This window comes from Mycolicibacterium sarraceniae (assembly GCF_010731875.1).
Lineage (GTDB): Bacteria > Actinomycetota > Actinomycetes > Mycobacteriales > Mycobacteriaceae > Mycobacterium > Mycobacterium sarraceniae.
The window spans coordinates 588,556-614,195 of sequence record NZ_AP022595.1; the positions used below are offsets into that span (position 1 = coordinate 588,556).

24 protein-coding genes and 4 pseudogenes are annotated in these 25,640 nt (G+C 66.6%); 16 read left to right on the forward strand and 12 right to left on the reverse strand.

Annotation, left to right across the window (positions count from 1 at the left end):
* Positions 1-76: 76 nt before the first annotated feature.
* Complete coding sequence (locus tag G6N13_RS03070; RefSeq protein ID WP_163694760.1) at positions 77-1,240, reverse strand: type VII secretion-associated protein; 1,164 nt, start codon at positions 1,238-1,240, stop codon at positions 77-79.
* Positions 1,228-4,776 (reverse strand): annotated as a pseudogene (eccCb, locus tag G6N13_RS26055) (type VII secretion protein EccCb). The gene G6N13_RS03070 and the pseudogene eccCb overlap by 13 nt, the downstream one beginning before the upstream one ends.
* 92 nt (positions 4,777-4,868) lie before the next feature.
* Here eccCb and eccD point away from each other — a divergent pair.
* The gene (gene eccD / locus G6N13_RS03080) at positions 4,869-6,182 is read left to right on the forward strand and encodes a type VII secretion integral membrane protein EccD (protein ID WP_163694761.1); all 1,314 of its coding nucleotides are present in this window, start codon (positions 4,869-4,871) and stop codon (positions 6,180-6,182) included.
* A complete protein-coding gene (gene mycP / locus G6N13_RS03085) occupies positions 6,179-7,495 on the forward strand; it encodes a type VII secretion-associated serine protease mycosin (RefSeq protein WP_163694762.1) in 1,317 nt (438 codons plus the stop codon). The genes eccD and mycP overlap by 4 nt, the downstream gene beginning before the upstream one ends.
* Here mycP and eccB read toward each other — a convergent pair.
* Positions 7,460-8,815: a type VII secretion protein EccB gene (eccB, locus tag G6N13_RS03090; protein ID WP_163694763.1), complete on the reverse strand. Its 1,356-nt coding sequence runs from the start codon at positions 8,813-8,815 to the stop codon at positions 7,460-7,462. The genes mycP and eccB overlap by 36 nt on opposite strands.
* A gap of 369 nt (positions 8,816-9,184) precedes the next feature.
* Here eccB and G6N13_RS03095 point away from each other — a divergent pair, with 369 nt between their 5' ends.
* Positions 9,185-9,505, forward strand: a complete 321-nt coding sequence (locus G6N13_RS03095; protein ID WP_163694764.1) for a hypothetical protein — start codon at positions 9,185-9,187, stop codon at positions 9,503-9,505.
* Positions 9,506-9,600: 95 nt separating this feature from the next.
* Here the strand turns inward: G6N13_RS03095 and G6N13_RS03100 are convergent, their stop codons facing one another.
* A complete protein-coding gene (locus G6N13_RS03100) occupies positions 9,601-10,155 on the reverse strand; it encodes a CGNR zinc finger domain-containing protein (protein ID WP_163701624.1) in 555 nt (184 codons plus the stop codon).
* 73 nt (positions 10,156-10,228) lie between these two features.
* On the opposite strand from G6N13_RS03100, the gene G6N13_RS03105 reads away from it, so the two are divergent.
* The 5 genes from G6N13_RS03105 to G6N13_RS03125 all read left to right on the forward strand — a co-directional run bounded on the left by G6N13_RS03105 (position 10,229) and on the right by G6N13_RS03125 (position 14,087).
* Entirely contained in the window at positions 10,229-11,230 is a 1,002-nt protein-coding gene (locus tag G6N13_RS03105; protein ID WP_163694765.1) for an EamA family transporter, read from the forward strand.
* 122 nt (positions 11,231-11,352) lie between these two features.
* Positions 11,353-11,946 carry a cutinase family protein gene (locus G6N13_RS03110; RefSeq protein ID WP_163701627.1) on the forward strand — a complete coding sequence of 198 codons (594 nt, stop codon included), beginning with the start codon at positions 11,353-11,355 and terminating at the stop codon, positions 11,944-11,946.
* 92 nt (positions 11,947-12,038) lie between these two features.
* Positions 12,039-12,707 (forward strand): cutinase family protein, encoded by a 669-nt coding sequence (locus G6N13_RS03115; RefSeq protein ID WP_163701630.1) that lies wholly within the window; start codon positions 12,039-12,041, stop codon positions 12,705-12,707.
* 52 nt (positions 12,708-12,759) lie between these two features.
* Complete coding sequence (locus G6N13_RS03120; RefSeq protein WP_163694766.1) at positions 12,760-13,416, forward strand: cutinase family protein; 657 nt, start codon at positions 12,760-12,762, stop codon at positions 13,414-13,416.
* Between the two features lie 56 nt (positions 13,417-13,472).
* Entirely contained in the window at positions 13,473-14,087 is a 615-nt protein-coding gene (locus G6N13_RS03125) for a cutinase family protein (RefSeq protein WP_235678025.1), read from the forward strand.
* On the opposite strand, the gene truA is transcribed toward G6N13_RS03125, so the two are convergent.
* From truA to infA, 8 genes are all read right to left on the reverse strand, one after another.
* The gene (truA, locus tag G6N13_RS03130) at positions 14,084-14,989 is read right to left on the reverse strand and encodes a tRNA pseudouridine(38-40) synthase TruA (RefSeq protein ID WP_407663902.1); all 906 of its coding nucleotides are present in this window, start codon (positions 14,987-14,989) and stop codon (positions 14,084-14,086) included. The two genes, G6N13_RS03125 and truA, sit on opposite strands and share 4 nt — an antisense overlap.
* Positions 14,970-15,536, reverse strand: coding sequence for a 50S ribosomal protein L17 (gene rplQ, locus G6N13_RS03135; RefSeq protein WP_163694768.1), 567 nt, complete (start codon positions 15,534-15,536; stop codon positions 14,970-14,972). Before rplQ ends, truA begins: the two co-directional genes overlap by 20 nt.
* A 60-nt stretch (positions 15,537-15,596) precedes the next feature.
* Positions 15,597-16,649 carry a DNA-directed RNA polymerase subunit alpha gene (locus G6N13_RS03140; RefSeq protein WP_163694769.1) on the reverse strand — a complete coding sequence of 351 codons (1,053 nt, stop codon included), beginning with the start codon at positions 16,647-16,649 and terminating at the stop codon, positions 15,597-15,599.
* An 81-nt stretch (positions 16,650-16,730) separates the two neighbouring features.
* On the reverse strand, positions 16,731-17,336 hold the full coding sequence (gene rpsD / locus G6N13_RS03145; RefSeq protein WP_163694770.1) for a 30S ribosomal protein S4: 606 nt from the start codon (positions 17,334-17,336) through the stop codon (positions 16,731-16,733).
* 13 nt (positions 17,337-17,349) lie between these two features.
* The gene (rpsK, locus tag G6N13_RS03150) at positions 17,350-17,766 is read right to left on the reverse strand and encodes a 30S ribosomal protein S11 (protein WP_005140014.1); all 417 of its coding nucleotides are present in this window, start codon (positions 17,764-17,766) and stop codon (positions 17,350-17,352) included.
* A gap of 6 nt (positions 17,767-17,772) precedes the next feature.
* A complete protein-coding gene (rpsM, locus tag G6N13_RS03155) occupies positions 17,773-18,147 on the reverse strand; it encodes a 30S ribosomal protein S13 (protein WP_163694771.1) in 375 nt (124 codons plus the stop codon).
* Between the two features lie 167 nt (positions 18,148-18,314).
* Positions 18,315-18,428, reverse strand: a complete 114-nt coding sequence (gene rpmJ, locus G6N13_RS03160) for a 50S ribosomal protein L36 (RefSeq protein WP_003879483.1) — start codon at positions 18,426-18,428, stop codon at positions 18,315-18,317.
* 102 nt (positions 18,429-18,530) lie between these two features.
* Positions 18,531-18,752 (reverse strand): translation initiation factor IF-1, encoded by a 222-nt coding sequence (gene infA, locus G6N13_RS03165; protein WP_005140011.1) that lies wholly within the window; start codon positions 18,750-18,752, stop codon positions 18,531-18,533.
* Positions 18,753-19,108: 356 nt separating this feature from the next.
* Between infA and G6N13_RS26060 the strand changes: the two are divergent.
* The 8 genes and pseudogenes from G6N13_RS26060 to G6N13_RS03200 form a co-directional block, all read left to right on the forward strand.
* A pseudogene (locus G6N13_RS26060) lies at positions 19,109-19,243 on the forward strand (hypothetical protein); the annotation flags it as partial.
* A gap of 275 nt (positions 19,244-19,518) precedes the next feature.
* Positions 19,519-19,692 (forward strand): annotated as a pseudogene (locus tag G6N13_RS24785) (SAM-dependent DNA methyltransferase); the annotation flags it as partial.
* A gap of 83 nt (positions 19,693-19,775) precedes the next feature.
* Positions 19,776-20,084, forward strand: coding sequence for a hypothetical protein (locus G6N13_RS24790; RefSeq protein ID WP_235678136.1), 309 nt, complete (start codon positions 19,776-19,778; stop codon positions 20,082-20,084).
* 31 nt (positions 20,085-20,115) lie between these two features.
* Positions 20,116-21,816 (forward strand): NAD(P)/FAD-dependent oxidoreductase, encoded by a 1,701-nt coding sequence (locus tag G6N13_RS03180; RefSeq protein WP_163694773.1) that lies wholly within the window; start codon positions 20,116-20,118, stop codon positions 21,814-21,816.
* Between the two features lie 17 nt (positions 21,817-21,833).
* Complete coding sequence (locus G6N13_RS03185) at positions 21,834-23,318, forward strand: ATP-binding protein (protein WP_163694774.1); 1,485 nt, start codon at positions 21,834-21,836, stop codon at positions 23,316-23,318.
* Positions 23,319-23,347: 29 nt separating this feature from the next.
* Positions 23,348-24,181, forward strand: coding sequence for an LLM class F420-dependent oxidoreductase (locus G6N13_RS03190; RefSeq protein WP_163694775.1), 834 nt, complete (start codon positions 23,348-23,350; stop codon positions 24,179-24,181).
* 33 nt (positions 24,182-24,214) lie between these two features.
* Positions 24,215-25,072 (forward strand): LLM class F420-dependent oxidoreductase, encoded by an 858-nt coding sequence (locus G6N13_RS03195; protein ID WP_163694776.1) that lies wholly within the window; start codon positions 24,215-24,217, stop codon positions 25,070-25,072.
* A 29-nt stretch (positions 25,073-25,101) separates the two neighbouring features.
* Positions 25,102-25,317 (forward strand): annotated as a pseudogene (locus G6N13_RS03200) (NAD-dependent epimerase/dehydratase family protein); the annotation flags it as partial.
* Positions 25,318-25,640 lie beyond the last annotated feature (323 nt).

Consider the following 25,640-nt stretch of genomic DNA (forward strand, 5'->3'; position numbering starts at 1 on the left):
GATCGAAGTCGGCACTCAGAGTGGTCACGGTCCATCCTTTCAGTTGAGTTATACACGCGGACAATTGATTCGACGTTCACGAGCCCGTGTTGGTTCCCACCAATTCGCGAGCGGATTCGATCGCCCTGTCGCACACCGGCGCAACGCTAGCGTCGCGACCGGGAGCACTCTGGCAACCGATGCTGATACGCGTCGAGCCGTCGAGTACCACCGCCCAGCGGATATCCCGGCCGATCCGGACCTCACGGTAGGTGATGGCGGGGCGCCCACCGCGGCGATCGGCGGGATTGAAGTCGACGAACACACTGTCGGGCTGCTCATCGACGGCCTGCCGCAGCACCTGGGCCACTCTACTCAATGTCTCTCCAGGAGAATAGGATTGAGTCATATGTAGCGCGACGCTCGAATCAGTCGGCGAGCTGGCCTGGATGCGCCGTGACCCAGGCCCCGCGGTGATCCGGGTCAGTCTCCAGTGGGCCGGGATCCGCAGAGTGACACGCCCTTCGACGATGTCGACCGCATCGAGAGCCGGTGCGGGAGTCGGCGTCCGGCTGGCGACGACGCCAATGGCGCAGAATGCCAGCGCCATCGATGTTGCAGCCAGCACCGGAGCCCGTCGACGCCGCGGCGCCACTTCGGGTCGGGGTTCGACGTTGGGGTGCGCTGGCCACTCATCACCGATATCGGCCAGCCGGACCACCGCGCCGCGCCGGCGCAGCGCACCCTGTAATGCGCGGGCATAATCGGCCGCGCCCGCAACACGTGGGGGTGCGTCGATGAGAACCCCGGTGCCGTGTTCGATCTCGATGTCCTGAGCTACCTCACCGGGATCGTCGGGACGAGCCACCACCACCGGCGGACCGGCTGGCGGGCTGATGGCCACGACCTCGTCAGCGATCTCGACAACGACGGCCGGGACCCTGACCCCTAGCGCTGCCGACCGAGACAGCGGGTGAACTTCGTTGGCGACGGTCGCCCCCGCGGCAACAACCCGCTGCACCCGATGCGGCGCCCACCACGAGGGATGCACGACGGTCAGGGATTCACAGTCTGGCTCGACGCTCGCCGCGATCACGCTCTGCCACAAGTCAGACACGGCAACCGGCCGCTCCTGCAGCAGCACCGTGGTGTCGTCGATACCGGCCAATGCCGCGTCGACCAGCGCTGTCGAGATCGACGTTGGCAGCGGGAGCACCGCGGCTGGGCCGATCTCCAGGACGGTGCTGATCACGGCGGGCACCAGCTGACCTGGACGAGCTCAGCCGCTGAACGCGTCACCAACACCCCGCGCCCGGGCGGTTGGTCGGCTGCACGGTGGTGGCCGATAAGAGTGCCCTCATCAGGACTTCCACTCATCAGCAGACCGACACAGCCGCTGTCACGCAACTGCGCAAGAAGCGGTTCGAACATCGCCCGCGCGGACCCCGCGCACCGACGGGCCACCATGAGGTGCAGCCCGATATCCATCGCATGCGGCAGCAGCGCTAGCAGCGCGCTCAGCGCATCCGGCGAGGTGGCCGAGACGACGTCGTAATCGTCGACCACGACGAAAACCTCCGGCCCGGACCACCACGACCGGGACTTGAGCTGTTCCATCGAGGTCTCCGCCGCTGGTAATCGGCGCTGCAATAACGCAATCAACCCGGGTAGCCGATCAGCGAGGCTGCTTGGCGAGAACGCATAACCCACTACGTGGCCCGATTCAGCGACGCCGAGAAGGCCACGACGGTAGTCGACGACGAACACCGATGCCGGCCGCGTCATCGCCCCTCGCGCGATCTCGGCGCACAGCATTCGCAGTGCCGCAGTCTTCCCGCAGCCCGAGTCGCCGAGAATCAGCACGTGCTGCTGCCAACCGAAGTCGACAGCTACCGGTTCCAGACGGTTTTCGCCGATACCGAGCAGCACCCGGCCCTGATCGGCAGCACAATCAAGGACCGCGGAATACTCGACCAGGAGGGGCAACAACCGAACGGGTGGGGCCTGCCACGATCCGCCACGATCGACGTCGACGCCGTCCGGTGTCGCCACCACGAAGTGCTGACCCGCTCGGGTGATACCGCGCCCGGGCCGATCGATAGGGACCAGCGCGGCCTGCTTACGGTCCGTCTCGGAATCGATCGGATCACCTAGTCGCAGTTCGATTCTGGTCCCGATCTGATCTTTGAGACCCGGCCGGATATCGGCCCACCGTGCCGCGGTGAGGATCAGATGGATACCGAACGACAAGCCCCGGGCAGCGTGGCTGGTGATCGTCGCCTCAAGATCCGGGAACTCCTCGCGCAGCACCGGCCAGCCGTCCACGACCAGGAAAACGTCACCGTATCCGTCAGCATCACGACGGGATTCGCGGCCGGACAGGATCGACCCGATGTGGCTGACAACCCGCCGTACCAGTTCCCTTTCCCGGCGGCAGGCCACCGCTCCCACGTGCGGCAACAGCCGCAGCCCCTCAAGTGTGCCGCCGCCAAAGTCCAGGCAATAAAACTGGATTCGCCGCGGATCGTGACGCGCGGCGAGTGCGGTGATCATGGTGCGCAACGCGGTCGACTTCCCGCTCTGCGGCGCCCCCGCCACCGCGACGTTGCCACCCGCGCCGCCGAGATCGACGACGTATGGGGCGCGGCGCTGCTCAAACGGCAGATCCACCAGACCGATCGCTGCGGTCAGTTCTCCCCCATCGACGTCCAGTTCGGCGAGGCGCGGAGACTGCGTCAGTGGCGGCAACCACACGCGATGAGCCGAGGTGCCACCGCCCCGGCGCGATTCGACGATCACGTCCCACGCCGTAGGGCCGGACCCGTGATCGGCGATCACGGGTCTGGTGGGTACCGAGGTGAACAGTCGCACAGCACGATTCGACAACCCGGGGGCGTTCTGTCTGGGCGCCTGAGCTCCCAGGTAGGTGGCCTGGAAGCGGACCAGACGACCGTCGCCGGTCCGGAGAAATGCCGCGCCCGGGGTGTTGGGGAGTTCGGCAGCGTCGGCGACGCCAAGTACCGCGCGGGACTCCGCGGCCGTCGACGTCTTCAGGCAGATGCGCTAGGACAGGTGCGATTCGAGGCCGCGCAGCCGTCCCTCGTCCAGACGCTGGCTGGCCAGGAGCAGATGCACGCCCAGCGACCGACCTACTCGGCCGATCATGGTGAACAACTCCGTGAAGTCCGGCTGGTGAGTGACCAGTTCAGCGAACTCGTCGACCACGAGGAACAGCGTCGGCAGCGCCGGCAGCGCGGTGTCGAATCCTCGATGGCGTTGATAAGCAGCGAGATTGACGGCATTGCCGGCGTGGCGTAACAGCGTTTGGCGACGGTGAATCTCACCACTGAGCGCCTCTTTAGCCCGTGCCACCAGGTGCGCCTCGTCAGTGAGGTTGGTGATGACCGCGGCGACGTGCGGCAGGCCATCCAGACCAAGGAAAGTCGCGCCGCCCTTGAAGTCGATGAGCACCAGGTTGAGATCGTCGGGCGGATGGCGGGCGATCATGCCGGCGACAATCGTGCGCAGTAGTTCTGACTTGCCAGACCCCGTCGCCCCGACGCACAGTCCGTGTGGACCGTGCCCGGCGTCGGCCGCCTCCTTGATATCGAGGTGGACAAGTTCACCGTTCATCGCGGTGCCGAGCGCAACCCGTAGCGGAGCGGGATCGTTCATGTCCAGTGCGGTAACCCAGCGTTGCAGGTCGTCGCGCACGGGGTCGGGGCTGCGATACCGCGCCAGACGGCGTGCACAGATCCGCGCCTGGGCGCTCGTCACACCGTCGGCGGTCGCGAACTCCTCGATGCATTCACCGCTGCGCAGTGCGAGCCGATCGCCGTCAAGGTGCAGGCACAGGGCACCCGCATCATCATCGCCGGCGGCGCCCACGACGATGACAGTCACACCCTCACGGGCCAAGCCACGACGGTCAGGCCCGTCGACGATCACCACGAGATGGTGCCGCTGGACCTGGACACCGTCGACTGATTCGTACACCATGGGTCCGCCCCGGTCGGGACACACATTGTGCGGCAACCATTTCAGCCAATCCCAGTGCCACCGGCGGCCCGGTCCGACCACCGCGGCCACCATGACGCTATCGGGACCATGCAACACCGCCAGCTGACACACCATCGCACGGATCAGGGCGCGCGCGCCCGTGAGATCACCGTCGACCACGAGCACCCCCACCCCAGCCAGAGCGACGGCGATGGGCACGTCATCGAGAGCGGCGTGGCAGCGCACGAAGCTCCGCAACGCATCCGCGGTGACCGGGTCCAACTCGTCGACGGGGCCGACCGGCGGGACCACGATGCGGCGCGCCAGCCGCTGGCGGCCAAGCCCCACCCGGATGTGGCAGAAATCCGAATCCTCGCGCCCGCGTTCCCACATGCGCTGCCCGCCGATCAGCGTCCACAGCGACAACGGTTCCGGATGTACCCACACCAGCGACTCACGCTGCCGTTGCGCGGCATCGCATAGCTGCGCAGAGTGCCGCACCAAACCCTCTAGATATCGCCTGCGTTGCTGGTCCAGGCTGCCCCCAGACCGCCGAGAGCCCGCGTGCATTGCCATCGCAAGCGCCGACACGAGCATCATGGCCGGCAACAGCACAGCGGACGGGCCGCGCGCGACCATCCCCGACCCCCACACCCACGCGCCGACACCCACCACGGCACCCAGACTCAGCACCGGGCCGAGTCGCGACAGCCCGCCGGGCGACGGGGTGCACGGCAGCATCTCGATGACCACATCGTCAGTCGCGAATTGCGGTGCCAGCCGGGCGGGCCGATTCATGCAGGCACGGTAGGCACTGGTTCCCCCGCCCGGCAATTCACCTGTGGACAACGGAGTTCGGCGGCCCCGCGGGCTCGTTAGCGTCCGCTGTCATGACAGCCACCGATGAGATGTGCCGTGTCTCGATCTGCACCAGCGACCACGAGGTCGACGTCACGTTGCCCGCTCATGTTCCGATCGCGGAGCTGATGCCCGCACTGCTGGACCTCGTCGGCGGGGGTGGCTTCGCCGGCGAACCGTGCCTGACCCGAGTGGGCGGGGAAGTGCTCGACACCGCGGAGACACTGGCGCACGGCGCGATTACCGACGGCGATCTCCTGATCCTGACGTCGGCGGCGGCCCGACCGATGCCGCCGCCCCGGTTCGACGTGAGCACCGCCGTCACCGACGCGGTGGCGGACCTGACGCGCCCGCCGTGGCCGGCTGCCGGTCGCGTGGCGCGGTCGATCGTGCTGTGCTGGGCGGCGGCGCAGCTTCTGGCCGTGCTCGGGTGCCCGACGCTCGGCCCTGGTGCCACCCGCCATATCGCGATCGGCGCAACAGCGGCGCTACTGGCGGTGGCCGGTGCGGTCGCGGTGCGCCAGGATCGGATTCAGTGCGCAACACTCGGCGTGCTGGCCGCCGTCTTCGCCGGTCTGACCGCGACGCTGGCGTCACCGGGCCACCCCGGGATTGCGGGCTTTCTGCTGGCGATGTCGGCGTGCTCCGCTACCGCACTGTTGATGTGGCGCATATTGGATTGTGCACCTTCGGTTTTCCTTCCGCTCGGCGCCACGACGATGGCGACCGCCGCAGCGACGGTCGGGGCGGTGGCCGGCTGGTGGGCACTGACGGCGGCAGGCCCGATGCTGGCAACGGCGTCCCTGACCATCCTGGCGCTGTCTACCCGGCTGTCTGTCCGAAGTACCGGATTGTCGACGCCGGGCCTGTCCGCTTCCGAGCTCGACGCAACGACGCGCACCGCTCATCATCGACTGACAGTGCTCACCGTGACCGCAGCCGCGGGCGCGGCGCTGGGCGTTGTGATCACCGCGGCGACGGCAGCCCGGCCCATCGCCGCAGCGGGTTTGCTCATCGTCGTCGGGGCTGCGTTACTGCTCAATACTCGCCGCCGCACTGACCCGTATCACGTTGTTGCACTGCTTCTTTCCGCCGGCGTGGTGATGACATCGTTGATCCTCTTGTGCGCAGCGACGACGCCGGCCAGCACGCCCTGGCTGTGCGGCGCCCTGATGGCGGTGGGGATCGCGGCGGTCTGGTTCGGGCGAGGCACGCGGTGGCGATTATCGCCGGCGGCGCGGCGCGCGATCGCAATCCTTGATCTGGCGGTCGGCGCGGCGGTCGTTCCGACCGCGGCCGGTGCGGCTGGGGTATTCGCGACACTGCCGGGGATCGGACACCCATGACGAACGTCGGCCTACGGCTGGCGACAGTGGCCGCGGTGGTGCTGCTCGCGTCGCCACACTGGGCACCACCGGCGTTCGCGGTTACCCCGCCGGCGATCGACAACTCGCTGCTGCCGCCGCCGGCGCCCCCTGCCCCGCCCCAGCCGACCGAACAGCGTGAGGTGTGCGCAGTGCCGGTGGGCAGCCAAACCGCATTATCGGCAACACAATTGGCAGGTTTCGATATGCCGGCGATCTGGCGGCTCACCCGCGGCGCGGGACAGCGGGTGGCGGTGATCGACACCGGGATCGCGGCGCACCGCCGATTGTCCAACGTGATCGCCGGTGGTGACTACGTCTCCGCCGGCGAGGGCACCCGGGACTGCGACGGGCACGGAACCATCGTCGCCGGTATCATCGCCGCGGCTCCGGACCCGACCGATACCACTGGCTTCACGGGAATAGCACCCGAGGCGGCATTGATCGCAATCCGGCAGTCCAGCAACAAATTCGGGCCGTTGGCCGATCCGTCCAGCCGCGGCTTCGGCGATGTCGCGACCCTGGCCATGGCAGTACGTACCGCCGCCGATATGGGCGCTTCGGTGATCAACATCTCCTCGATTGCCTGCGCGGAAACGACACTGGACGACCGCACGCTGGGAGCCGCGCTGTCCTACGCGGTCGACGTGAAGGACGCCGTCGTGGTGGCCGCGGCCGGCAATGTCGGCGGGGACGGTCAGTGCCCCCGTCAGAACACCGCCACACAGCCCACCGTGATCGCCAGCCCAGCCTGGTACGACGACTACGTGCTGACCGTCGCCTCGATCGACTCGGCCGGTGCGCCCTCGGAGTTCAGCCTTCATGGCCCATGGGTCGACGCCGCGGCGCCCGGTGAACACGTCGTCTCCCTTGATCCCGACGGCGACGGTGTCATCGACACGATGCCGACCCCGATCGGCACGGCGTCGATAGCGGGGACCAGCTACGCCGCACCCTTGGTGAGCGGCCTCGCGGCCCTGATCCGCGCCAGGTTTCCACGGCTGTCGGCGCGGCAGGTGATGGCCCGCATCGAGACCTCCGCACACCACCCCGCCGGCGGATGGAATACTGCGGTCGGCGCTGGTGTCGTCGATCCGCTCGCAGCCTTGAGCGACCACACCGTGTCACCGTCCCCTCTCGAGCCGCAGCCACGCGGGCCAGCCGTGCCGGCCGATCCTGTCCGGGACCGTCCCCACGGGATTGCCGCGACGAGCGCGGCGCTGTGCGTGGCCGGATTGATCGCGGCCGCCTCGGTGCGGTTACGGCGCCGGCCCGAGGATGTCCCGGCGGACTAACGCGGCCTCTCGTGCGAGTTCGGGGCCTGCGGGCAGCGCACGGAGGATCGGCCAGGGCGCGGCTGTCGGCGTCCCGGTCAAGCCCAACGCGGCTGCGGCTGCCGAATCGTGCACGGGGAAGCGCACTCCGGCGTCGGTGACGACGAACCGGGTTCCCGTGCTGGGATCGATGACGTCCAGGGTGCGCCCAGGGGGCAGCCGCACGCTGTCAATGCCGGGCCCGTCGCCGTCGGATCCGGCCGGGGTGAGCGCCTCCTGACTGTCCCCAGCTGACGGACCAACGGCAATGCCACTGCGGCCGGATTGCCAGGTCGCACAAATCTCTTCGCCCGCTGCGAGAAACGCCGGTGGCTCGGCTGGGTACGTCGCCACCGGCAGGACGTCGACGAGTGGGCTCCGCGTGATCAGCTCTGGGGGCACGTCGCGTATCCCGCCGGCAGCATCGGGATCAGCGAATCGGAGCAGGTCTACCGTCAGCCGGCCGACCCGCTGAAGGCCGTCGGTAAGCACGACGTAGTACTCGGACGCCTCGGTTCGGGCGACCCGTACGACTGTCCCGACCCGGAAACCGGCAACTCCCGATGGTTGTCCCCTCCCTTCGATGCGGGGCGGACCGATTGCCGGCACTTCGGGAATCGCATTGAGAACGGTCGCAGAGATTCGCCGCACCGCACCGCTGCCGTCCAGGTTCAACGCCCGTGCCGTGGCGGGATCACCGGGGTCGATCATCGCGCGCTTACCGTCGTAGAGGAGGTAGACGGCCCCGTCCCCACCAGTCACGCTGACGACGGCGGCGGCCTGCGGGTCGAGTGCGGCGGGCGCCGAGCCGTCGCCGACGGCCACGGCGGTCCGCCCGCCCGACCCGTCGCAGACCGCCCACCGCAGGTCCGAGGACGCCGCCGTCGTCGCCAACGTCCTCGGCGCCCCGGGAATGCCCATCATCGGACCATCGGGCAGACTCGCCAGTGCGGCTTCGTCAAGCACGTCCGGTGTCGCCGGCGATCCCAGGATCAGGTGAGCCGAGGCAAGGTTCGCCACCGGGCGCAGCCGGCCATCGACGCGAACGTACAGCGCACCGGACTGCCGCGACATCACCAGGGCGGTGGCGTCGGGTATCACTGCGGGCCGCGATGAGCCGAGGATCGCGTCGAGAGCCAGCATCCCGATCGCCACGGCGCAGCCTGCCAGCAGCGAGAGGTTCTGCGCGCGCAGAGGGTCATGCCGAAGCGGTACCGGCCGGCGCAAGACCGCATATTCCAGCCGCCGCTGCCAGAACCGCTGTGCACTCAGCTGAGCTCGAAGCGACGGGTGACCAGCCATCCCGTGACGCTAGATCAATTGGCGACCAAGCGATTCCGCTCATCAACAGCCGTAGCTCTCGACCGATGGCGGCTACCGCGACGGTTCCCACACATACGGCACCAGGGAGCGCAGGAAGTCCAGGTCCGGGCCCTGTTGGGCATCGCCGTCACCGGCAGCCACAACTCCGGACGATCCTCGACCAGCACGGTGCCGCGACATATCCCGGGTTTGGCCTTCGTGGCAACCTGGACCGTGACGCCGACACCGCGTGCCTCAGATCACTCAGACCTGGTACACCGAGCGACCGCATTTCGGGCTTGTATGCCGAGCTCGGATTCGTCCGGTTCATCCAGGGCGACCAGGCAATGCGCGACAGACGCCTTGGCGATGGTCGAGGACACCGGCGTTGCCACCAACAAGGCCGAGCTACTGCGGGCCCTTGCGCACACCTACCACGATCCCGAAGCACGGTACGCCGGGCTGCAGAACGCTATCGAGGTGTCCCGTGAACAGCGGGCGGTGGTGTTCGAATTACGCTACGCTGCTGACACTTTCACGCTCGTGGGCGAACCAGCGCGGACCGCGTTGGAGGAGGCGTTGAGCAAGATCGGCGCCGACGAGGACTGGCCCGAGCTCGCTCGTGCCCGGACGCTACGAGAACGCCTTCGCGTTAGATTTCGCCGAATTCCTCAGCGCGGCAAGCGGTAAGGATCTCACCCTGTCGGCGAGCCCGACACCATAGCCAGTGGCTCCGAAGACCATGATGTCGATGTCACGCCCCCGTGCGCGCATGCCCCGAAACGCTACCCCTCTTTCGAGCGGCGCTCCCGATAAGCGGCGACGTGCTGACGATTACCGCAATTTCCGGTGTCGCAGAACATCCGCGAACGATTGCGCGACAGATCGATGAGCACCGCACCACAGTCCGCGGCCGCGCAGATCTTGAGCCTGCGCAGCTCGCCGGCGCGCACCAGATCGGCCAGCGACATCGCCATCTCGGCGCCCATCCGCTGAGCCAGCGGATCGTGGATGGACGCCAAGTGCAGGTGCCACTCGGGCATCTCAGGGTGACGGGTCAGCCAGGGTGACGCGCGCGTGTCAGACAGCAGCGCGTTGATCTGCCCGACGACGCGGGCCTCGTCCTCGGCGGCGGCCCAGATGCGGCCCAGCCGCCCGCGCAGCGCGTGCACGGCCGCCACTTCGGCGTCATCGTGATCGCGGCGCCCCGTCCAGCCGTAGCTGTTCAGGTAGGCGTCCAGAGCAGGCTGGTCGGCCAGCTGTTCACCGTCGACGCGATCACTGTTGACCAGTGCACACGCAGCCCGCAACGTGAGCTCCGTGTCATGAACGAAAAGCATTTGACTCATGACCCCCTCGGGACCTAGTGTCATGACCAATCTTCATTTTACTCATTACACACGAGGTGCCCCCATGTCGACGACCGTTCGTAGCCAAGACCACTTTCGCCTTGGTCTGCTGTTCGCCGTCGGGTCGGCCTTCACGTTCGGGATGTCGGGCCCGTTCGCCAAGTCGCTGATGGAGGCCGGCTGGTCCCCGACCGCCGCCGTCACCGCGCGGCTGGCCGGCGGCGCACTGGTGATGGCGGTGTTCGCCACCATCGTCAAGCCCGACTGGGTTCGCGAAGCCCGCGCCCACGCCCGCACGGTGATCGCCTACGGGCTCGTCCCCATCGCCGGCGCGCAGCTCTGCTACTACAACGCCGTCTCACATCTGTCGATCGGCGTCGCGCTATTGCTCGAATACACCGCACCGATCCTGGTCGTCGGCTGGATCTGGGGCACCACCCGGTGTCGTCCGCGCACCATGACACTGGCCGGCGTCGCACTCGCGGTGGCCGGAATCATGTTGGTGCTCAATGTTTTTGCCGGTGCTCATATCAACGCGGTCGGCGTGGTCTGGGGTCTGGCCGCGGCGATCTGCGCGGCCTGCTACTTCATGATGTCCGACGAGGTGAGCGCCGACGGCAGCGGCCTGAACTCGGTCACCCTGGCCGCCGGTGGCCTGGTGGTCGGCGCGATCGCCGTCGGACTGCTGGGCCTGACCGGCGTGATGCCGCTGACCTTCACCGCCAATAACGCCCACGTCGCAGGACTGACCGTGCCGTGGTGGGGTCCGGTGCTGGTTCTGGGCGTGGTGGCCACCGCGATCGCCTACACGCTGGGCATCAGCGGGGTGGCGCGGCTGCGGCCGAGCTTCGCGTCCCTGGTCGGCCTCGGCGAGGTGCTCTTCGCGGTACTGGCGGCGTGGGTCCTGCTTGGCGAGGCGGTCACCGTCACTCAAGCGGTCGGCGGCGTCGTGGTCCTGCTCGGGCTGGCCCTGGCCCGCCAGGGCGATCGCAGCGCCGCGGTTACGGCCGCGACCTGGCCCGACGCCGGACCACTAGAGGAAGCCACCAGCCCCGCCCGGGCGTGACGCGCCACGCGGAGCAAACGTCGGGAGTTCAACACGCCTCCCATCGGTAACATCCCTATGTGACTTCCACCTCTGCGTCGCAGCGTTTTCTGCTGGCCTTAGCGGCCGCCGTCCTTGCCGGCATGACCATGCTGGTCAGCCCCGCCACGCTGCCGACCGCAGCAGCCGCCTGCAACGACATCCAGGTGGTGTTCGCCCGGGGCACCGACGAGCCGCCGGGCATCGGCCGGGTCGGGCAGGCGTTCGTCAACGCCCTGCGCCCCAAGATCGGCAACCGCTCGCTGGGCGTATACGCCGTGGACTACCCGGCAAGCTATGACTTCCTGGCCGCCGCCGATGGCGCCAACGACGCCAGCGCGTTCATCCAGGGCGTGGTCAACGATTGCCCCAACACCAGACTGGTGCTCGGCGGCTACTCGCAGGGCGCGGCCGTCATCGACATCATCGCCGCGGTCCCCTTCCCCGCGATCGGGTTCAACAACCCGATGCCGCCCAATGTCCCCGACCACGTCGCAGCGATCGCGGTCTTCGGTAACCCGACCGCCAAGGTCGGCCTGCCGCTGACCACCAGCACCGTGTACGGCGGCCGGTCCATCGATCTGTGCAACGTCGGTGACCCAGTCTGCACCAGCGGCGACGATGTCGCGGCCCACCGTGCGTACGGCAGTGACGGGTCCGCGAATCAGGCGGCATCGTTCGTCGCGGGCCTGCTGTAGGTTCGCGACGGTTTGGGCATGTCAGGCCCGTATGTGACTATTGGCCTGTGCTCGCGACCAAGGAAGTCTTCAACGCCATGGTCACCCCGGCCATGACACCGGCCCGTATTTTCGGAGTTGCCGCCGCAGCTGTCGTCACTGCGACACTTGCGCTCCTGACCCCGACGACCGCGGCTCCCGCTGCCGATGCCGAGCGGTGCCCCGACGTCGAGGTCGTATTTGCTCGCGGCACCAGTGAGCCGGCCGGCATCGGTCGCGTCGGCCAGGCTCTCGTTGACAACCTGCAGGCCCAGCTCGGTGGCCGCACGGTCGGCGCCTACGCGGTGAACTACCCGGCCAGCTACGACTTCCTCGGCGCCGCCGACGGCGCCACCGACGCCACCAACCACATCGCGGCCACCGCCGCCGCGTGCCCGTCGACGCGTTTCGTCCTCGGCGGTTACTCGCAGGGTGCCGCGGTGGTCGACATGCTGGTCGGGATACCGCCGTTGGGCAACAAGGTGGGCGAGGTCGGCTCCGCCCCGCCGCTGCCGGGGAACCTGGCCAACAAGGTCGCCGGGCTCGCTGTGTTCGGGAACCCGTCCACCAAGTTCAGCATCCCGATCACCTCGGCCGGCGGGGCGTACGCCGGTAAGGGCATCGACCTGTGCAATGACGGTGACCCGATCTGCTCACCTGGCCGCAATCCGTTCGCGCACACCGATTACGAGACCGGTCCCGGGCCCGCGCAGGCCGCCGGGTTCCTCGCGGGCATCCTCTAGCCCACGTTTATTTGCTGCCAGCGCCCTCACAGCCTCGTCTACCATGGCTGGCATGCGCGTCACAGCGGTGCTAAGCAGTGTGGCAGCGATCCTGTCCGTGGCCGCGTCCATCGGGCCGACGGCGGTGGCGACCGCCGCGGACTGCCCGGACGTCGAGGTGATCTTCGCCCGCGGCCGTTTCGAACCCCCGGGCATCGGCCGGATCGGAGATGCGTACGTCGGTGCGCTACGCGCCAAAACCCCCAGAAGCGTCGGGGTCTATGGGGTCAACTACATCGCTGACTGGGATATCGCGGCGGGCGCCAACGACATGAGCAGGCACCTGCAGTACCTGGCGTCCAACTGCCCGAACACCCGGCTGGTGCCCGGTGGGTATTCACTGGGTGCCGCAGTGACCGATGTCGTTTTGGGTGCCACCGAATCCCAATTCGGCTTCACCAACCCGCTGCCCGCTTCGGTCGCCCCACATGTCGCGGCGGTGGCGGTTTTCGGCAACGGCACCCGCAGCATCTTCGGGCCGGTGTCGGCGACCAATAACCCGCTCTACGGCCCCAAGACGATCGACCAGTGCAACGTAGACGACCCCATCTGCAACGGCATCGATCCCAGCACCTTCGTGGGCAACTGGTCCTCGCATCTGCAGGACGCCTACATCGATTCCGGCCTGGTCGATCAGGCCGCCCAATTCACTGCGGACAGGCTCCAATGACGCACATCCCAAAGACGGCCGCCAGCACGGTCGCCACAATCGTTGCGGCACTTGCGATGTGGGTCACTCCCTTCGCGCTGCCGGATGCGGTGCCGACAGCGAGTGCCGCGCCGTGTCCCGCGATCGAAGTCATTTTTGCGCGCGGGCGCCTCGAATCCCCCGGCACCGGCGTCATCGGCCAGGCCTTCGTCAGCGCACTGCGCTCACGGGTGCACCAGAACATCGGCGTCTACGCGGTGAACTATCCCGCCGACAACCAGGTGGACATCGGCGCCAATGACATCAGTAACCGCATCGCCTACAACATGACCAACTGCCCGAATACCCGTCTGGTCCTTGGCGGTTACTCGCTCGGCGCGGCGGCCACCGATATGGTGCTGGCAGTGCCCATCCCGATCATGGGCTTCAAGAATCCGATGCCCGCCGGCGCCGACAGCCATATCGCGGCAGTTGCCCTGTTCGGCAACGGAACCCAGTGGCTGGGGCCGATCACGAATTTCAGTCCCGCATTCCAGGACCGAACTATCGAGCTGTGCCACGGCGCCGATCCGATCTGCAACCCAGCCGACCCGGACACCTGGGAGGCCAACTGGCCCGATCACCTCGCTGCCGCCTACCAGAAGGCCGGGATGATCAATCAGGCGGCCGATTTCGTGGCAACCAAGCTCTAAGTTTTGGGTAGCGTCCGCAGGTCGCGGGTGACACCGATGCGCGCGGCCAACTGGTCGTCGGGCGGATAGTCCACGCCGGTCAGCGTCAGGCCGCGGGCCGGTGCGGCGGCGAAATCACTGGAGCGCGCCTGCGCACTCAACAACGTTGCGCACCAAGATGGTTCGCGCCGCCCCTCTCCCACCGCCAACAACGCGCCGACCAGCGAGCGCACCATCGACCAGCAGAATGCATCCGCGCTGACGTACGCGGTCACCAGATCGTCCTCGCGTACCCACTCCAGGCACTGAAGATCGCGAATTGTCGTCGCACCGGGCCGATGCCGGCAGAACGCGGCAAAATCGTTCAGCCCCAACAAGTGCCGAGATCCCTCGACCATGGCGTCAACGTCCAGCGGCTTGGCCCACGGTGTCACATAGCGCGCGAGCTGAGGCTCGACGCCGCAGGGCGCCAGCGAAAGCCGGTACGCGTAGTGCCGGCGCAGCGCCGAGAATCGGGCATCGAACCCGTCCGGCGCACGGACGATCTCACGCACCCGGACATCCTCGGGCAAGAAGCGGGCCAGTCGACGCACCAGCGGGAGGAATTCGGGTTCGCCAGAGCGGGCGTACCGAGGGTAGGCGTGGACCAGGGCATCGGCCGGGATGTCGAGGTGGGCGACTTGGCCAGTGGCGTGCACACCGGTGTCGGTTCGTCCGGCGCCGTACACCCGCACCGGCGTCCGGAACACCGTGGACAAGGACTCCTCGAGAACACCCGCGACGGTGCGGAACCCCTCCTGCGCCGCCCAACCGGTGAATTCGGTTCCGTCGTAAGCGATATCGAGCCGAAGACGAACCTGCCCGCCACCGGAATCGGTGACGGGCAGGTTCGTATTCACAGCTTTACTTGTCAGCGTCCGAATCCTCGGCGGATTCTTCGGCCTTCTCCTCGGCGACCTCTTCGGCAGCCTCGGCGGTCTGGGCGTCCGCGATTCCGGCGTCCTCGGCCTCGGCGATCGGCTCTTCAGCCGGAGCCTCTTCGACCACGGCGGGTGCCGGAGCGGCCTTGGCAGCCGAGCTCTTGCGAGCGCGGTTGGCTTCCGAGGTCACGGTCTTCTCCCGCACCAGCTCGATGACCGCCATCGGGGCGTTGTCGCCCTTACGCGCCTCGACCTTGATGATGCGGGTGTAGCCGCCCTCGCGATCGGCGAAGAACGGTCCGATCTCGGCGAACAAGGCATGCACGATGTCCTTGTCACGGATCTTCTTCATGACCTCACGCCGATTGTGCAGTTCACCCTTTTTGGCATGGGTGATCAGCTTCTCGGCGTACGGACGCAGCGCCCGTGCCTTCGGCTCGGTCGTCTTGATGCGGCCGTGCTCGAACAGCGACGTGGCCAGGTTGGCCAGAATCGCCTTCTGGTGGGAGGACGAACCGCCGAGGCGGGCACCCTTAGTGGGTTTGGGCATTGCGACTATCTCCTAAATGGGGCCGACCCCCGTATCAGGTAGGGCCGGGACGGGTTGTTCTTAGAGCTGTTCGGTTTCGGCGTAGTCCTGGTCGGCGTCCAGGTCATAGCCTGCATCGCTGTTCCAGGTGCCGGTGGCGACGTCGTAGCCGGCGACCTCGGAAGGGTCGAAGCTGGCCGGGCTGTCCTTGAGCGACAGACCCAGCTGGTGCAGCTTGATCTTGACCTCGTCGATCGACTTCTGGCCGAAGTTACGGATGTCCAGCAGATCGGACTCCGTGCGGGCGACCAGCTCGCCGACGGTGTGCACACCTTCGCGCTTGAGGCAGTTGTACGAGCGGACCGTCAGATCCAGATCGTCGATCGGCAGCGCGAACGCCGCGATGTGATCGGCCTCGGCCGGCGACGGGCCGATCTCGATGCCCTCGGCCTCGACGTTGAGTTCCCGTGCCAGACCGAACAATTCGACCAGGGTCTTGCCGGCCGACGCGAGGGCGTCACGCGGGCCGATAGAGTTCTTGGTCTCGACGTCCAGGATCAGCTTGTCGAAGTCGGTGCGCTGCTCGACGCGGGTGGCCTCCACCTTGTAGGTGACCTTCAGCACCGGCGAGTAGATGGAATCGACCGGGATACGGCCGATCTCGGCGCCCGACGCCTTGTTCTGCACGGCCGGCACGTAACCGCGGCCACGCTCGACAACGAGCTCGACCTCGAGCTTGCCCTTGTCGTTGAGGGTCGCGATGTGCATGTCGGGATTGTGCACCGTCACGCCGGCAGGCGGAACGATGTCACCGGCAGTGACCACACCCGGGCCCTGCTTGCGCAGGTACATGGTGACCGGCTCGTCCTCCTCGGAAGCGACGACCAGGCTCTTGAGGTTCAGGATGATGTCGGTGACGTCTTCCTTCACACCGGGCACGGTGGTGAACTCGTGCAGCACACCATCGATGCGGATGCTCGTCACGGCCGCGCCGGGGATCGACGACAGCAGCGTACGCCGCAGCGAATTGCCAAGGGTGTAACCGAATCCCGGCTCCAGCGGCTCGATGACGAACTGGGACCGGTTCTCGGCGATGACCTCTTCGCTGAGCGTGGGGCGCTGAGAAATCAGCATGGTTTTTCGTATCTCCTTCTCGGCACCCGCTATTTGATGCCGTCAAGTGATCCGCGCAACGGTTGCTCCGCGGACGTCTTCTTACTTCGAGTAGAACTCGACGATGAGCTGCTCGGCCAGCGGCACCTGGATCTGCGCGCGCTCGGGCAGCTGGTGCACGAGGATCCGCTGACGCTCTCCCACGACCTGCAACCAGGACGGGATCGGGCGGTCACCGGCGGTCTGCCGGGACAGCTCGAACGGGAAGGTGTTCAGCGACCTCTCTTTGATGTCGATGATGTCGTACTGCGACACCCGGTAGCTCGGGATGTTCACCTTGACACCGTTGACGGTGAAGTGGCCGTGGCTGACGAGCTGGCGAGCTGCCCGGCGGGTACGCGCCAAACCGGCGCGGTACACGACGTTGTCCAGGCGGGTCTCCAGGATCTGCAGCAGGTTCTCGCCAGTCTTGCCCGAGGAACGGTTCGCCTCTTCGTAGTACCTGCGGAACTGCTTCTCCAGCACGCCGTAGGTGAAGCGAGCCTTCTGCTTCTCCTGCAGCTGCTGGCGGTATTCGCTCTCCTTGATCCGCGCGCGGCCGTGCTGGCCGGGCGGGTAGGGGCGCTTCTCGAACGACTGATCGCCGCCAACCAGGTCGACGCCAAGACGGCGCGACTTGCGGGTTGCGGGTCCGGTATAACGAGCCATTTTCTAGTCCTCCCTAGACCCGGCGCCGCTTGGGCGGACGGCAGCCGTTGTGCGGCTGCGGTGTGACATCGGAAATCGCGCCAACCTCGAGGCCAGCGGCCTGGAGCGAACGGATGGCGGTCTCACGGCCCGAACCCGGGCCCTTGACGAACACGTCGACCTTCTTGACGCCGTGCTCCTGCGCCTTGCGGGCAGCGTTCTCGGCAGCCAGCTGAGCGGCGAACGGGGTCGACTTACGCGATCCCTTGAAGCCGACGTGACCCGACGACGCCCAGGCAATGACATTGCCCTGCGGATCGGTGATCGAGACGATCGTGTTGTTGAAGGTGCTCTTGATATGCGCGGCACCGTGCGGGACGTTCTTCTTTTCCCGGCGACGGGTCTTCTGCCCCTTCTTGGGTGCAGCGCCGCCCTTCTTTGCTTGTGCCATCCGGGGTTACCTGGCCTTCTTCTTGCCGGCGATGGTGCGCTTCGGGCCCTTACGGGTACGCGCATTGGTCTTGGTTCGCTGGCCACGCACCGGCAGACCGCGACGGTGCCGCAGGCCCTGGTAGCAGCCGATCTCGATCTTGCGACGGATGTCGGCCTGCACCTCACGGCGCAGGTCACCCTCAACCTTGAGGGAGGCTTCGATGTAGTCACGCAATTGCGTGAGCTGATCGTCGGTCAGGTCCTTGGTACGCAGATCCCGGTCGATACCGGTCGCGTCGAGGATTTCCTGAGAACGGGTACGGCCGATGCCGTAGATGTAGGTCAGCGCGATCTCCATGCGCTTATCGCGCGGGAGATCCACGCCCACTAGACGTGCCACAGGGCTTTGATTCCTTCTTCTATGCGGAGGTCTGTTCCCAGTTCGTTCCCGACTGCGTCGGGGCCCGGCCTCCGTTCCGGGCGCAGCTAAATGGCCAATCCATTCAGTGATACTGGGAGGTCATCATTGAGTTGTTGTGATGCTCGCCGATGCAAGCGGTGGGCCGGTTAGCCCTGCCGCTGCTTGTGGCGCGGATCAGAGCAGATCACCATGACCCGCCCATGCCGGCGGATCACCCTGCACTTGTCGCAGATCGGCTTGACGCTCGGGTTCACCTTCACGGCTGTTCGATCCTTCTAGTTCTCGTCGGTTTATCGGTCGTGCGCTGGTTCGGGGTCGGTCGGGCACGTTAGATATTTCGTAGCGACTCGCTGCGCTCGTCGCTACTTGTACCGGTACACAATGCGACCCCGGGTCAGGTCGTAGGGAGACAACTCCACTACCACCCGGTCCTCGGGGAGGATGCGGATGTAGTGCTGCCGCATCTTGCCGCTGATGTGAGCGAGCACCTTGTGTCCGTTCTCCAGCTCAATACGAAACATCGCATTGGGCAGGGGCTCGACCACGCGGCCCTCGACCTCGATGGCACCGTCTTTCTTGGCCATAACCTCTCAGATCCTGCTTTCTCGGTTCGGGGCAGCGCTCGCCCCGACTGCAAAACGTGAGCCGGGATCGGGAAATTCCACAAATTCCAGGACGAGGCACGCAAGAGTCGGCGCGGATACCGCACCGCCGGTCTACGATACCCGCTCCGGGGCCGTACCCAAAATCCGCACAGAGCAGCTGCGATGGCACGTTCGCCCCTCGTTCACCGCGGACCTCTCGGCCGCAAAGCGCTGCCGACCTGAGTTGAGGCCCGTTAGCCGGGCGATTTGACGTTCGCGTCCGGTAAAAGCTGGCGGCTAACCGCACAGATGGGTAGAGACCGAAAGCGATCTACGTCGACCCCAACGGTGCGTTGGTGAAGTGTCGGCAGTTCGGTGAAGTCTTGGCCGAGCAGCTGGTGATCCGTACTCGGACTCAGTGCGCCGGCGATCGGCAGGTCGACCGAATCATCGCCCTGGAGCGCGCGGGTGTTCTCACCCGCCAGACCGCTGGCGCTCTTCACGAGATCAGAAAGATCGGCAACGCCGCCACCCACACTCATCTGTTCGATGTGCACGCCGCGTTGAGCGCACTGGAGCAGTGTTGGCAGCTGGGCAACCTGCTCCGGATCGCGGTTTCAGGGGATCGCACCCCACGAAGCTTTATAGCGCCCGAGCCTTCGTCGCCGCGGCAGACCCGCAGGTATGCCGACGGCCCGCGCCCCGAACACAAATTGGCCGCCTGGCGACGCGACGAACCAGTGCCGTTCTGCTATGAAGCGTCGGGGTGCTCGCCAATCCTCCATTTGGACGGAAGTCCTCGGTCACCGTCGTCGGCGAGGATGGCCGGGCCGAACGCGAGGACATCGCCTACAGCCGGCCTGATTTCTGGGTCACCACCACACACAAGCAACTCAATTTCGTGCAGCACATTGCCACCTCGTTGAAGATCGACGGCTGCGCCGCGGTCGTCGTCCCCGACAATGTTTTCTTCGAAGGCGGAGCCGGTGAGACAGCTCGCATTTCACGCTCAAGCAGCGCCCCATGCGCGAGGCGGACCTGGCACCGTTCGTCGAGGTGTTCAACGCAGAGAATCGCAGCGCCCGCATCGAGTCCGAACGGTTCCGTCAGTACCCGCACGACGAACTCGCCGCACGGGACAAGGTGAACCTCGACATCACTTGGCTGAAGGACTCCTCGGCAACCGACCTCGACGACGGCGTGCCGCCCGAGGTCATCGCGCAGGAGATCGTCGACGACCTCACCGCCGCACTTGTCGAGTTCAGCGCGGTGGCCGATGCCCTCGCGGCACGCGCGGCCGGAACGTCGACCGTGCCACGCTCACCCGCATGAGCACTGGACATCCGACGCATAATGACAAGCGATGACCGGACCCGCTCCCCAGCCCCGCAAACCCGTCATTCTCACCGTTGACGACGACCCGGCCGTGTCGCGCGCTGTTGCTCGCGACCTTCGCCGCCACTACGGCGATCGATACCGGATCGTGCGGGCAGAATCCGGGCCGGACGCGCTGGAAACGATCAACGAACTCAAGCTGCGCGGCGAGACCGTCGCGGTGTTCGTCGCCGACTACCGGATGCCTCAGATGAGCGGCATCCAGTTCCTCGAAGAGGCGATGGACGTCTACCCGATGGCCCGGCGCGTTCTACTGACGGCCTATGCCGACACCCACGCCGCGATCGACGCCATCAACGTCGTCGATCTGGACCACTACCTGCTCAAGCCGTGGGATCCGCCGGAGGAAAAGCTCTACCCGGTGATCGACGCGCTACTGGAGGCCTGGCACGCCACCGGCGATCGCGCCATCCCCCACACCAAGGTGATCGGGCACCGGTGGAGTGAGCGGTCCTGGGAGGTCCGCCAGTTCCTGGCCCGCAACCAGCACACGTTCCGGGCGTTCAACGCCGACGAGCCCAAGGGCAAGCAACTGCTCGACGCCGCCAGCCTGGATGGGTTGGAGCTGCCGGTCGTCATCACCGAGAAGGGCGAGATCCTGGTCGACCCGACCAACGCCGCGCTTGCCGAAATGCTGGGGTTATCGACCAACCCCTTGCTCGAGATGTATGACCTCGCCGTCATCGGCGGCGGGCCGGCGGGACTCGCGGCCGGCGTGTACGGCGCGTCCGAAGGGCTCAGGACGGTCCTGATCGAGGAGACGACGACCGGCGGCCAGGCCGGGCGCAGCTCGCGGATCGAGAACTACCTCGGCTTCCCCACCGGCGTCTCCGGGGCCGAGCTGACGACGTCGGCGCGCCGGCAGGCCGAGCGTTTCGGCGCCGAGGTCATCACCACCCGCAAGGCAGTCCGGCTGGAGGCCGGCGAGGCAGGAACCGCTCGCACCATCACCTTCGAGGACGGCGGCAGCATCGCCGCGCGGGCGGTCATCCTGGCCACCGGTGTCTCCTACCGCCAGCTGCAGGTCACCGGATGCTGGGACAACCCCGACGACCCCGCCAGCAACTACGTCGGACGCGGCGTCTACTACGGCGCCTCGGTGTCGGACGCCTCCGAATGCAAGGGTGAGGACGTCTACATCGTCGGCGGGGCCAACTCGGCCGGGCAGGCCGCGATGTACATGTCCCGCGAAGCCAACTCGGTCACCATGCTGGTGCGCGGCCCCTCGCTGGAAGCGTCGATGTCGCACTACCTGATCCAGCAGATCGAGAAGAATCCCAACATCTCCGTCCGGACCTGCACCGAGGTGGTGGACACCCTCGGCGACGATGATCACCTGACCGGCCTGGTGCTGGAGGACAGGCAGACCGGTCAGCGGGAAACCGTCGAATCCACCCGGATGTGCTGCTTCATCGGCGCCGAGCCCCGCACCAACTGGCTCAAAGAGGTCGTCGCCGTCGACGACCACGGTTTCGTCCTGGCCGGACCCGACCTGGCCAATGTGGCCGGGTGGGGTCTGGACCGGCCGCCGCACCACCTGGAAACAAGCGTGCCGGGTGTGTTTGTTGCAGGAGACGTGCGCGCCGAGTCCGCCAAAAGGGTGGCCGCGGCTGTCGGCGAAGGGTCGATGGCGGTGATGTTGGTGCACCGCTACCTGGCCGAGGCGTAACCAGCAAGGAGAAGACGATGGGCGAGAAATGCCTACCCGACGAACTGCGGACCCTGTTCCTGTTCGAGGCGCTGACCGACGAACAGTTGCAGACGCTGTGCGCGAACGGGCATATCCGCGTCTTCGAGACCGGCCCCGTCGTCGTGGAGGGCGAGCCGGCCACCTGCTTCTACGTTCTGCTCGACGGTGAGTTGGTGATGTCCAAACGCTCCGGCGGGGTCGACGTCGAGACCAATCGCACCTCGCAGCGGGGCGTGTATTGCGGAGCCTGGTCGGCCTACATCCCCGACGAGGAACAGCTCTACCAGGCGTCGGTGCGCGTCACGCGGCCGTCGCGGTTCTTCGTGCTCGACGCAAGCGCGTTCGCGAAATTCATGCAGACCGAATTCCCCATGGCCGTGCACCTACTCGAGGGCCACATGGTCGGCGGCCGGCGACAGAGCCAGATCATCGGACAGCGCCAAAAGCTGCTGGCGCTCGGCACGATCACCGCGGGGCTCACCCACCAGCTCAACAACCCCGCCGCTGCTACCGCCAGAGCAGTCGCCGATCTGCGCGAGGGGGTCGGCAAGATGCGCTACAAGCTGTCGATGCTGGCCGACGGCAAGTTCACCCCTGAGGCGCTGCGCATGCTGGTACGCATTCAGGACGAAGTCGCCGAAATGGTCGCCAAATCCAAGGCACAGGAACTGACCGCGCTGGAGACCTCCGATCGCGAGGACCAGGTCGGCGATTGGCTGGAAAACCACGGCATCGCCGGGGCGTGGGATTATGCGCCGACATTCGTGGAGGCGGGCCTGGATGTCGATTGGCTGGAACGCGTCGAGGCCTCCATCGATTCGGTCGACTGCTCGGCGACCTTGCAGAGCGCCATCGGCTGGCTGAAGTACACCATCGACACCGAATTGCGGATGAACGAGATCGCCGACGCCTCCGAACGTATCTCCGGTCTGCTCGCCGGGGCCAAGAAGTACTCCCAGATGGACCGGGCCGAGTACCAGGTCGCCAATGTGCACGAGTTGCTGCACAGCACGCTGAAGACGCTCTTCGGCCACAAGGTAGGCCCGGACAAACCCATCAAGCTGGTCAAGGACTGGGATAAGACACTCCCCGAAATCGGCTGCTACCCAGGCGGTTTGAACGAGGTATGGGATGTCATCATCAACAACGCCATCCAGGCGATGAAGGGTCGCGGCACGCTGACAATCCGCACCGCCCGTCAGGGCGAGGACATGATCCGGGTCGAGATCGGTGACGACGGCCCCGGTATCCCCGACGAGATCATCGATCGGATCTTCACCGCGTTCTTCACCACGAAACCGTTCGGCGAGGGCGACGGCCTCGGCCTGGACCTCGCGCGCCGCATCATCGTCGAAAAGCATCAGGGCGATATTCAGGTGGCGTCCGAACCGGGCAATACCCGCTTCATCATCCGCTTGCCGCTGACGGCGCCGGGACCGATTGCGCCATCGCCAGGTGAACTTTCCGCCACTGCGGAATAGGCTGCGCCGGACCGCGGGTTGTAGCCCCCATGAGCGCCAAGCCCGATCTCGGCAGGTTCGCATCATTCGGTCGCGGGGTCACCCCGCAGCAAGCCAAGGAGATCGAGGCGCTGGGGTACGGCGCAGTCTGGGTGGGCGGTTCGCCGCCGGCCGAATTGGATTGGGTGGAACCAATTTTGGCCAACACCACCACGTTGAAGGTGGCCACCGGCATAGTCAACATCTGGACCGCGGCGCCCGGCCCGGTGGCCGAGTCGTTCCACCGCATCGAAGCGGCCTACCCCGGCCGGTTCCTGCTCGGCATCGGCGTCGGCCATCCCGAAGCCACCGAGGAATACCAGAAACCGATCGACGCGCTGCGCGGCTACCTCGACAAGCTCGACGAGTACGGTGTGCCCAAGAACCGGCGGGTGATCGCCGCACTCGGACCGCAGGTTCTCAAACTGTCGGCCGCGCGCAGCGCCGGGGCGCACCCGTACCTGACCACGCCCGAGCACACCGCGCAGGCGCGCGAGCTGCTGGGCCCGCATGCGTTCCTGGCACCCGAACACAAGGCGATCCTCACCACGGACGCTGAGAAGGCGCGGCAGGTCGGCAGGGGTGCGCTGGACATCTACCTCAACTTGCAGAACTACCTCAACAGCTGGAAACGGTTGGGCTTCAACGACGAAGACGTGGCCAAGCCCGGCAGCGACCGGCTGGTCGACGCCGTCGTGGCCTACGGCACACCCGAGGAGATCGCGGCCCGGCTCACCGCCCATCTCGACGCCGGGGCCGACCACGTGCCTGTCCAGGTGTTGACATCTTCTGACAAGCTGGTGGATGCGCTGGCTGCACTGGCCGGCCCGCTGGGTCTCAAATAACTTGAGTCTCAAACAACCTAACGAGAGGTACTCGTGACCAATCCGTCGCTGCTCAAACCCGATCTCGGCCGCTTCGGAGTGTGGACCGCCGGCCCGGTGTCACCGGACCGGGCGGTCGAGATCGAGCGCCTGGGCTACGGCGCGATATGGGTCGGCGCATCGCCGGCTGCCGAGCTTGCGTTCGTCGAGCCGATCCTCGAGCGTACCGAGAATCTGACCGTCGCCACCGGGATCGTCAATATCTGGAACGCGCCGCCAGACGAGGTCGCAGCGTCCTTTGAGCGCATCGAAAATGCTTATCCCGGAAGGTTTTTGCTCGGTGTGGGCGTAGGTCACCCCGAGCACACGCAGGATTACCAGAAGCCCTACGAGGCGCTGGTGAGCTATCTCGACAAGCTCGACGACAAGTGCGTGCCGACCAGCCGTCGGGTGATCGCCGCGCTCGGGCCCAAGGTGCTGCAGCTTGCCGCGCATCGCAGCGCCGGCGCGCACCCCTACCTGACCACCCCCGAGCACACCGCGCAGGCGCGCGACCTGGTGGGTGCGTCGGCGTTCCTGGCGCCCGAACACAAGGTGGTCCTCACCACTGACGTCGAAGAGGCCAGAAGGCTCGGCCGGGACAGCGTCGGCTTCTACCTGGGGTTGAGCAACTACGTCAACAACTGGAAGCGGCTGGGCTTTAGCGATGCCGACGTCGAGCAGCCGGGCAGTGACAAGTTGATCGACTCGGTGATCGCCTACGGCACGGTCGAGGCGATTGCCGCGCGGCTGACCGAACACCTCGATGCCGGGGCCGATCACGTGACCATCCAGGTGCTGGGCGGGCCCGACACACTGCTGCCCACACTGACCGAGTTGGCCGGGCCGCTGGGGCTGACCGCGGCCGGGTGACGTCGCGGGTGCCCGTTACGGTGGGCGCCGTGCGGCGGTTGGTGACGGGCGGCCCCGGATTCATCGGTGCTAACTTCGTTCACCGCACCGTGCGCGAACGGCCCGGCGTTTCGGTGACGGTGCTCGAGGCGCTGACCTACGCCGGATGCCGCGAATCACTTCGTCCCGTCGAGGACCACATCCGGCTGGTCGGAGGTGACGTGACCGACGAACCGTTGGTCGACCCCCTCGTCGCCGAGTCCGACCCGCGTGGGCCGTGTGAGCCTAGTGGCGATCAGTTCCGTGTGCGACAGCGCAATGTTGACCGCGGGGCTGGGAAAGCGGCAGACTGCGATGCACACCAATCATGTTCAAGCCCGCGCAAGAGTTTGTCGCGGCGACCAGTTCGTCGGCGTCCTGATCTGTCACGTCGATCAGGACTCGGCGACGTGGAGTCGACATCCCTGCCAACGCGTCCAACTGCCATCGAGCGTTCACGACGAAGCGACCAACGCCGACCACCGTGGCACGCGACACCGCGGATTCGTGCCCTGCGGTACTCCGTACAACAGCGCAGCGCCACAGTGTC

What these genes read in the sequence shown, in the direction of transcription:
- eccD (WP_163694761.1), top strand. Translation starts at nt 4,869, where the DNA reads ATGACAGCCACCGATGAGATGTGCCGTGTCTCGATCTGCACCAGCGAC.
- mycP (WP_163694762.1), top strand. Translation starts at nt 6,179, where the DNA reads ATGACGAACGTCGGCCTACGGCTGGCGACAGTGGCCGCGGTGGTGCTG.
- eccB (WP_163694763.1), bottom strand. Translation starts at nt 8,815, where the DNA reads ATGGCTGGTCACCCGTCGCTTCGAGCTCAGCTGAGTGCACAGCGGTTC.
- G6N13_RS03095 (WP_163694764.1), top strand. Translation starts at nt 9,185, where the DNA reads ATGGTCGAGGACACCGGCGTTGCCACCAACAAGGCCGAGCTACTGCGG.
- G6N13_RS03100 (WP_163701624.1), bottom strand. Translation starts at nt 10,155, where the DNA reads ATGCTTTTCGTTCATGACACGGAGCTCACGTTGCGGGCTGCGTGTGCA.
- G6N13_RS03105 (WP_163694765.1), top strand. Translation starts at nt 10,229, where the DNA reads ATGTCGACGACCGTTCGTAGCCAAGACCACTTTCGCCTTGGTCTGCTG.
- G6N13_RS03110 (WP_163701627.1), top strand. Translation starts at nt 11,353, where the DNA reads ATGACCATGCTGGTCAGCCCCGCCACGCTGCCGACCGCAGCAGCCGCC.
- G6N13_RS03115 (WP_163701630.1), top strand. Translation starts at nt 12,039, where the DNA reads ATGACACCGGCCCGTATTTTCGGAGTTGCCGCCGCAGCTGTCGTCACT.
- G6N13_RS03120 (WP_163694766.1), top strand. Translation starts at nt 12,760, where the DNA reads ATGCGCGTCACAGCGGTGCTAAGCAGTGTGGCAGCGATCCTGTCCGTG.
- G6N13_RS03125 (WP_235678025.1), top strand. Translation starts at nt 13,473, where the DNA reads ATGTGGGTCACTCCCTTCGCGCTGCCGGATGCGGTGCCGACAGCGAGT.
- rplQ (WP_163694768.1), bottom strand. Translation starts at nt 15,536, where the DNA reads ATGCCCAAACCCACTAAGGGTGCCCGCCTCGGCGGTTCGTCCTCCCAC.
- G6N13_RS03140 (WP_163694769.1), bottom strand. Translation starts at nt 16,649, where the DNA reads ATGCTGATTTCTCAGCGCCCCACGCTCAGCGAAGAGGTCATCGCCGAG.
- rpsD (WP_163694770.1), bottom strand. Translation starts at nt 17,336, where the DNA reads ATGGCTCGTTATACCGGACCCGCAACCCGCAAGTCGCGCCGTCTTGGC.
- rpsK (WP_005140014.1), bottom strand. Translation starts at nt 17,766, where the DNA reads ATGGCACAAGCAAAGAAGGGCGGCGCTGCACCCAAGAAGGGGCAGAAG.
- infA (WP_005140011.1), bottom strand. Translation starts at nt 18,752, where the DNA reads ATGGCCAAGAAAGACGGTGCCATCGAGGTCGAGGGCCGCGTGGTCGAG.
- G6N13_RS24790 (WP_235678136.1), top strand. Translation starts at nt 19,776, where the DNA reads ATGCGCGAGGCGGACCTGGCACCGTTCGTCGAGGTGTTCAACGCAGAG.
- G6N13_RS03180 (WP_163694773.1), top strand. Translation starts at nt 20,116, where the DNA reads ATGACCGGACCCGCTCCCCAGCCCCGCAAACCCGTCATTCTCACCGTT.
- G6N13_RS03185 (WP_163694774.1), top strand. Translation starts at nt 21,834, where the DNA reads ATGGGCGAGAAATGCCTACCCGACGAACTGCGGACCCTGTTCCTGTTC.
- G6N13_RS03190 (WP_163694775.1), top strand. Translation starts at nt 23,348, where the DNA reads ATGAGCGCCAAGCCCGATCTCGGCAGGTTCGCATCATTCGGTCGCGGG.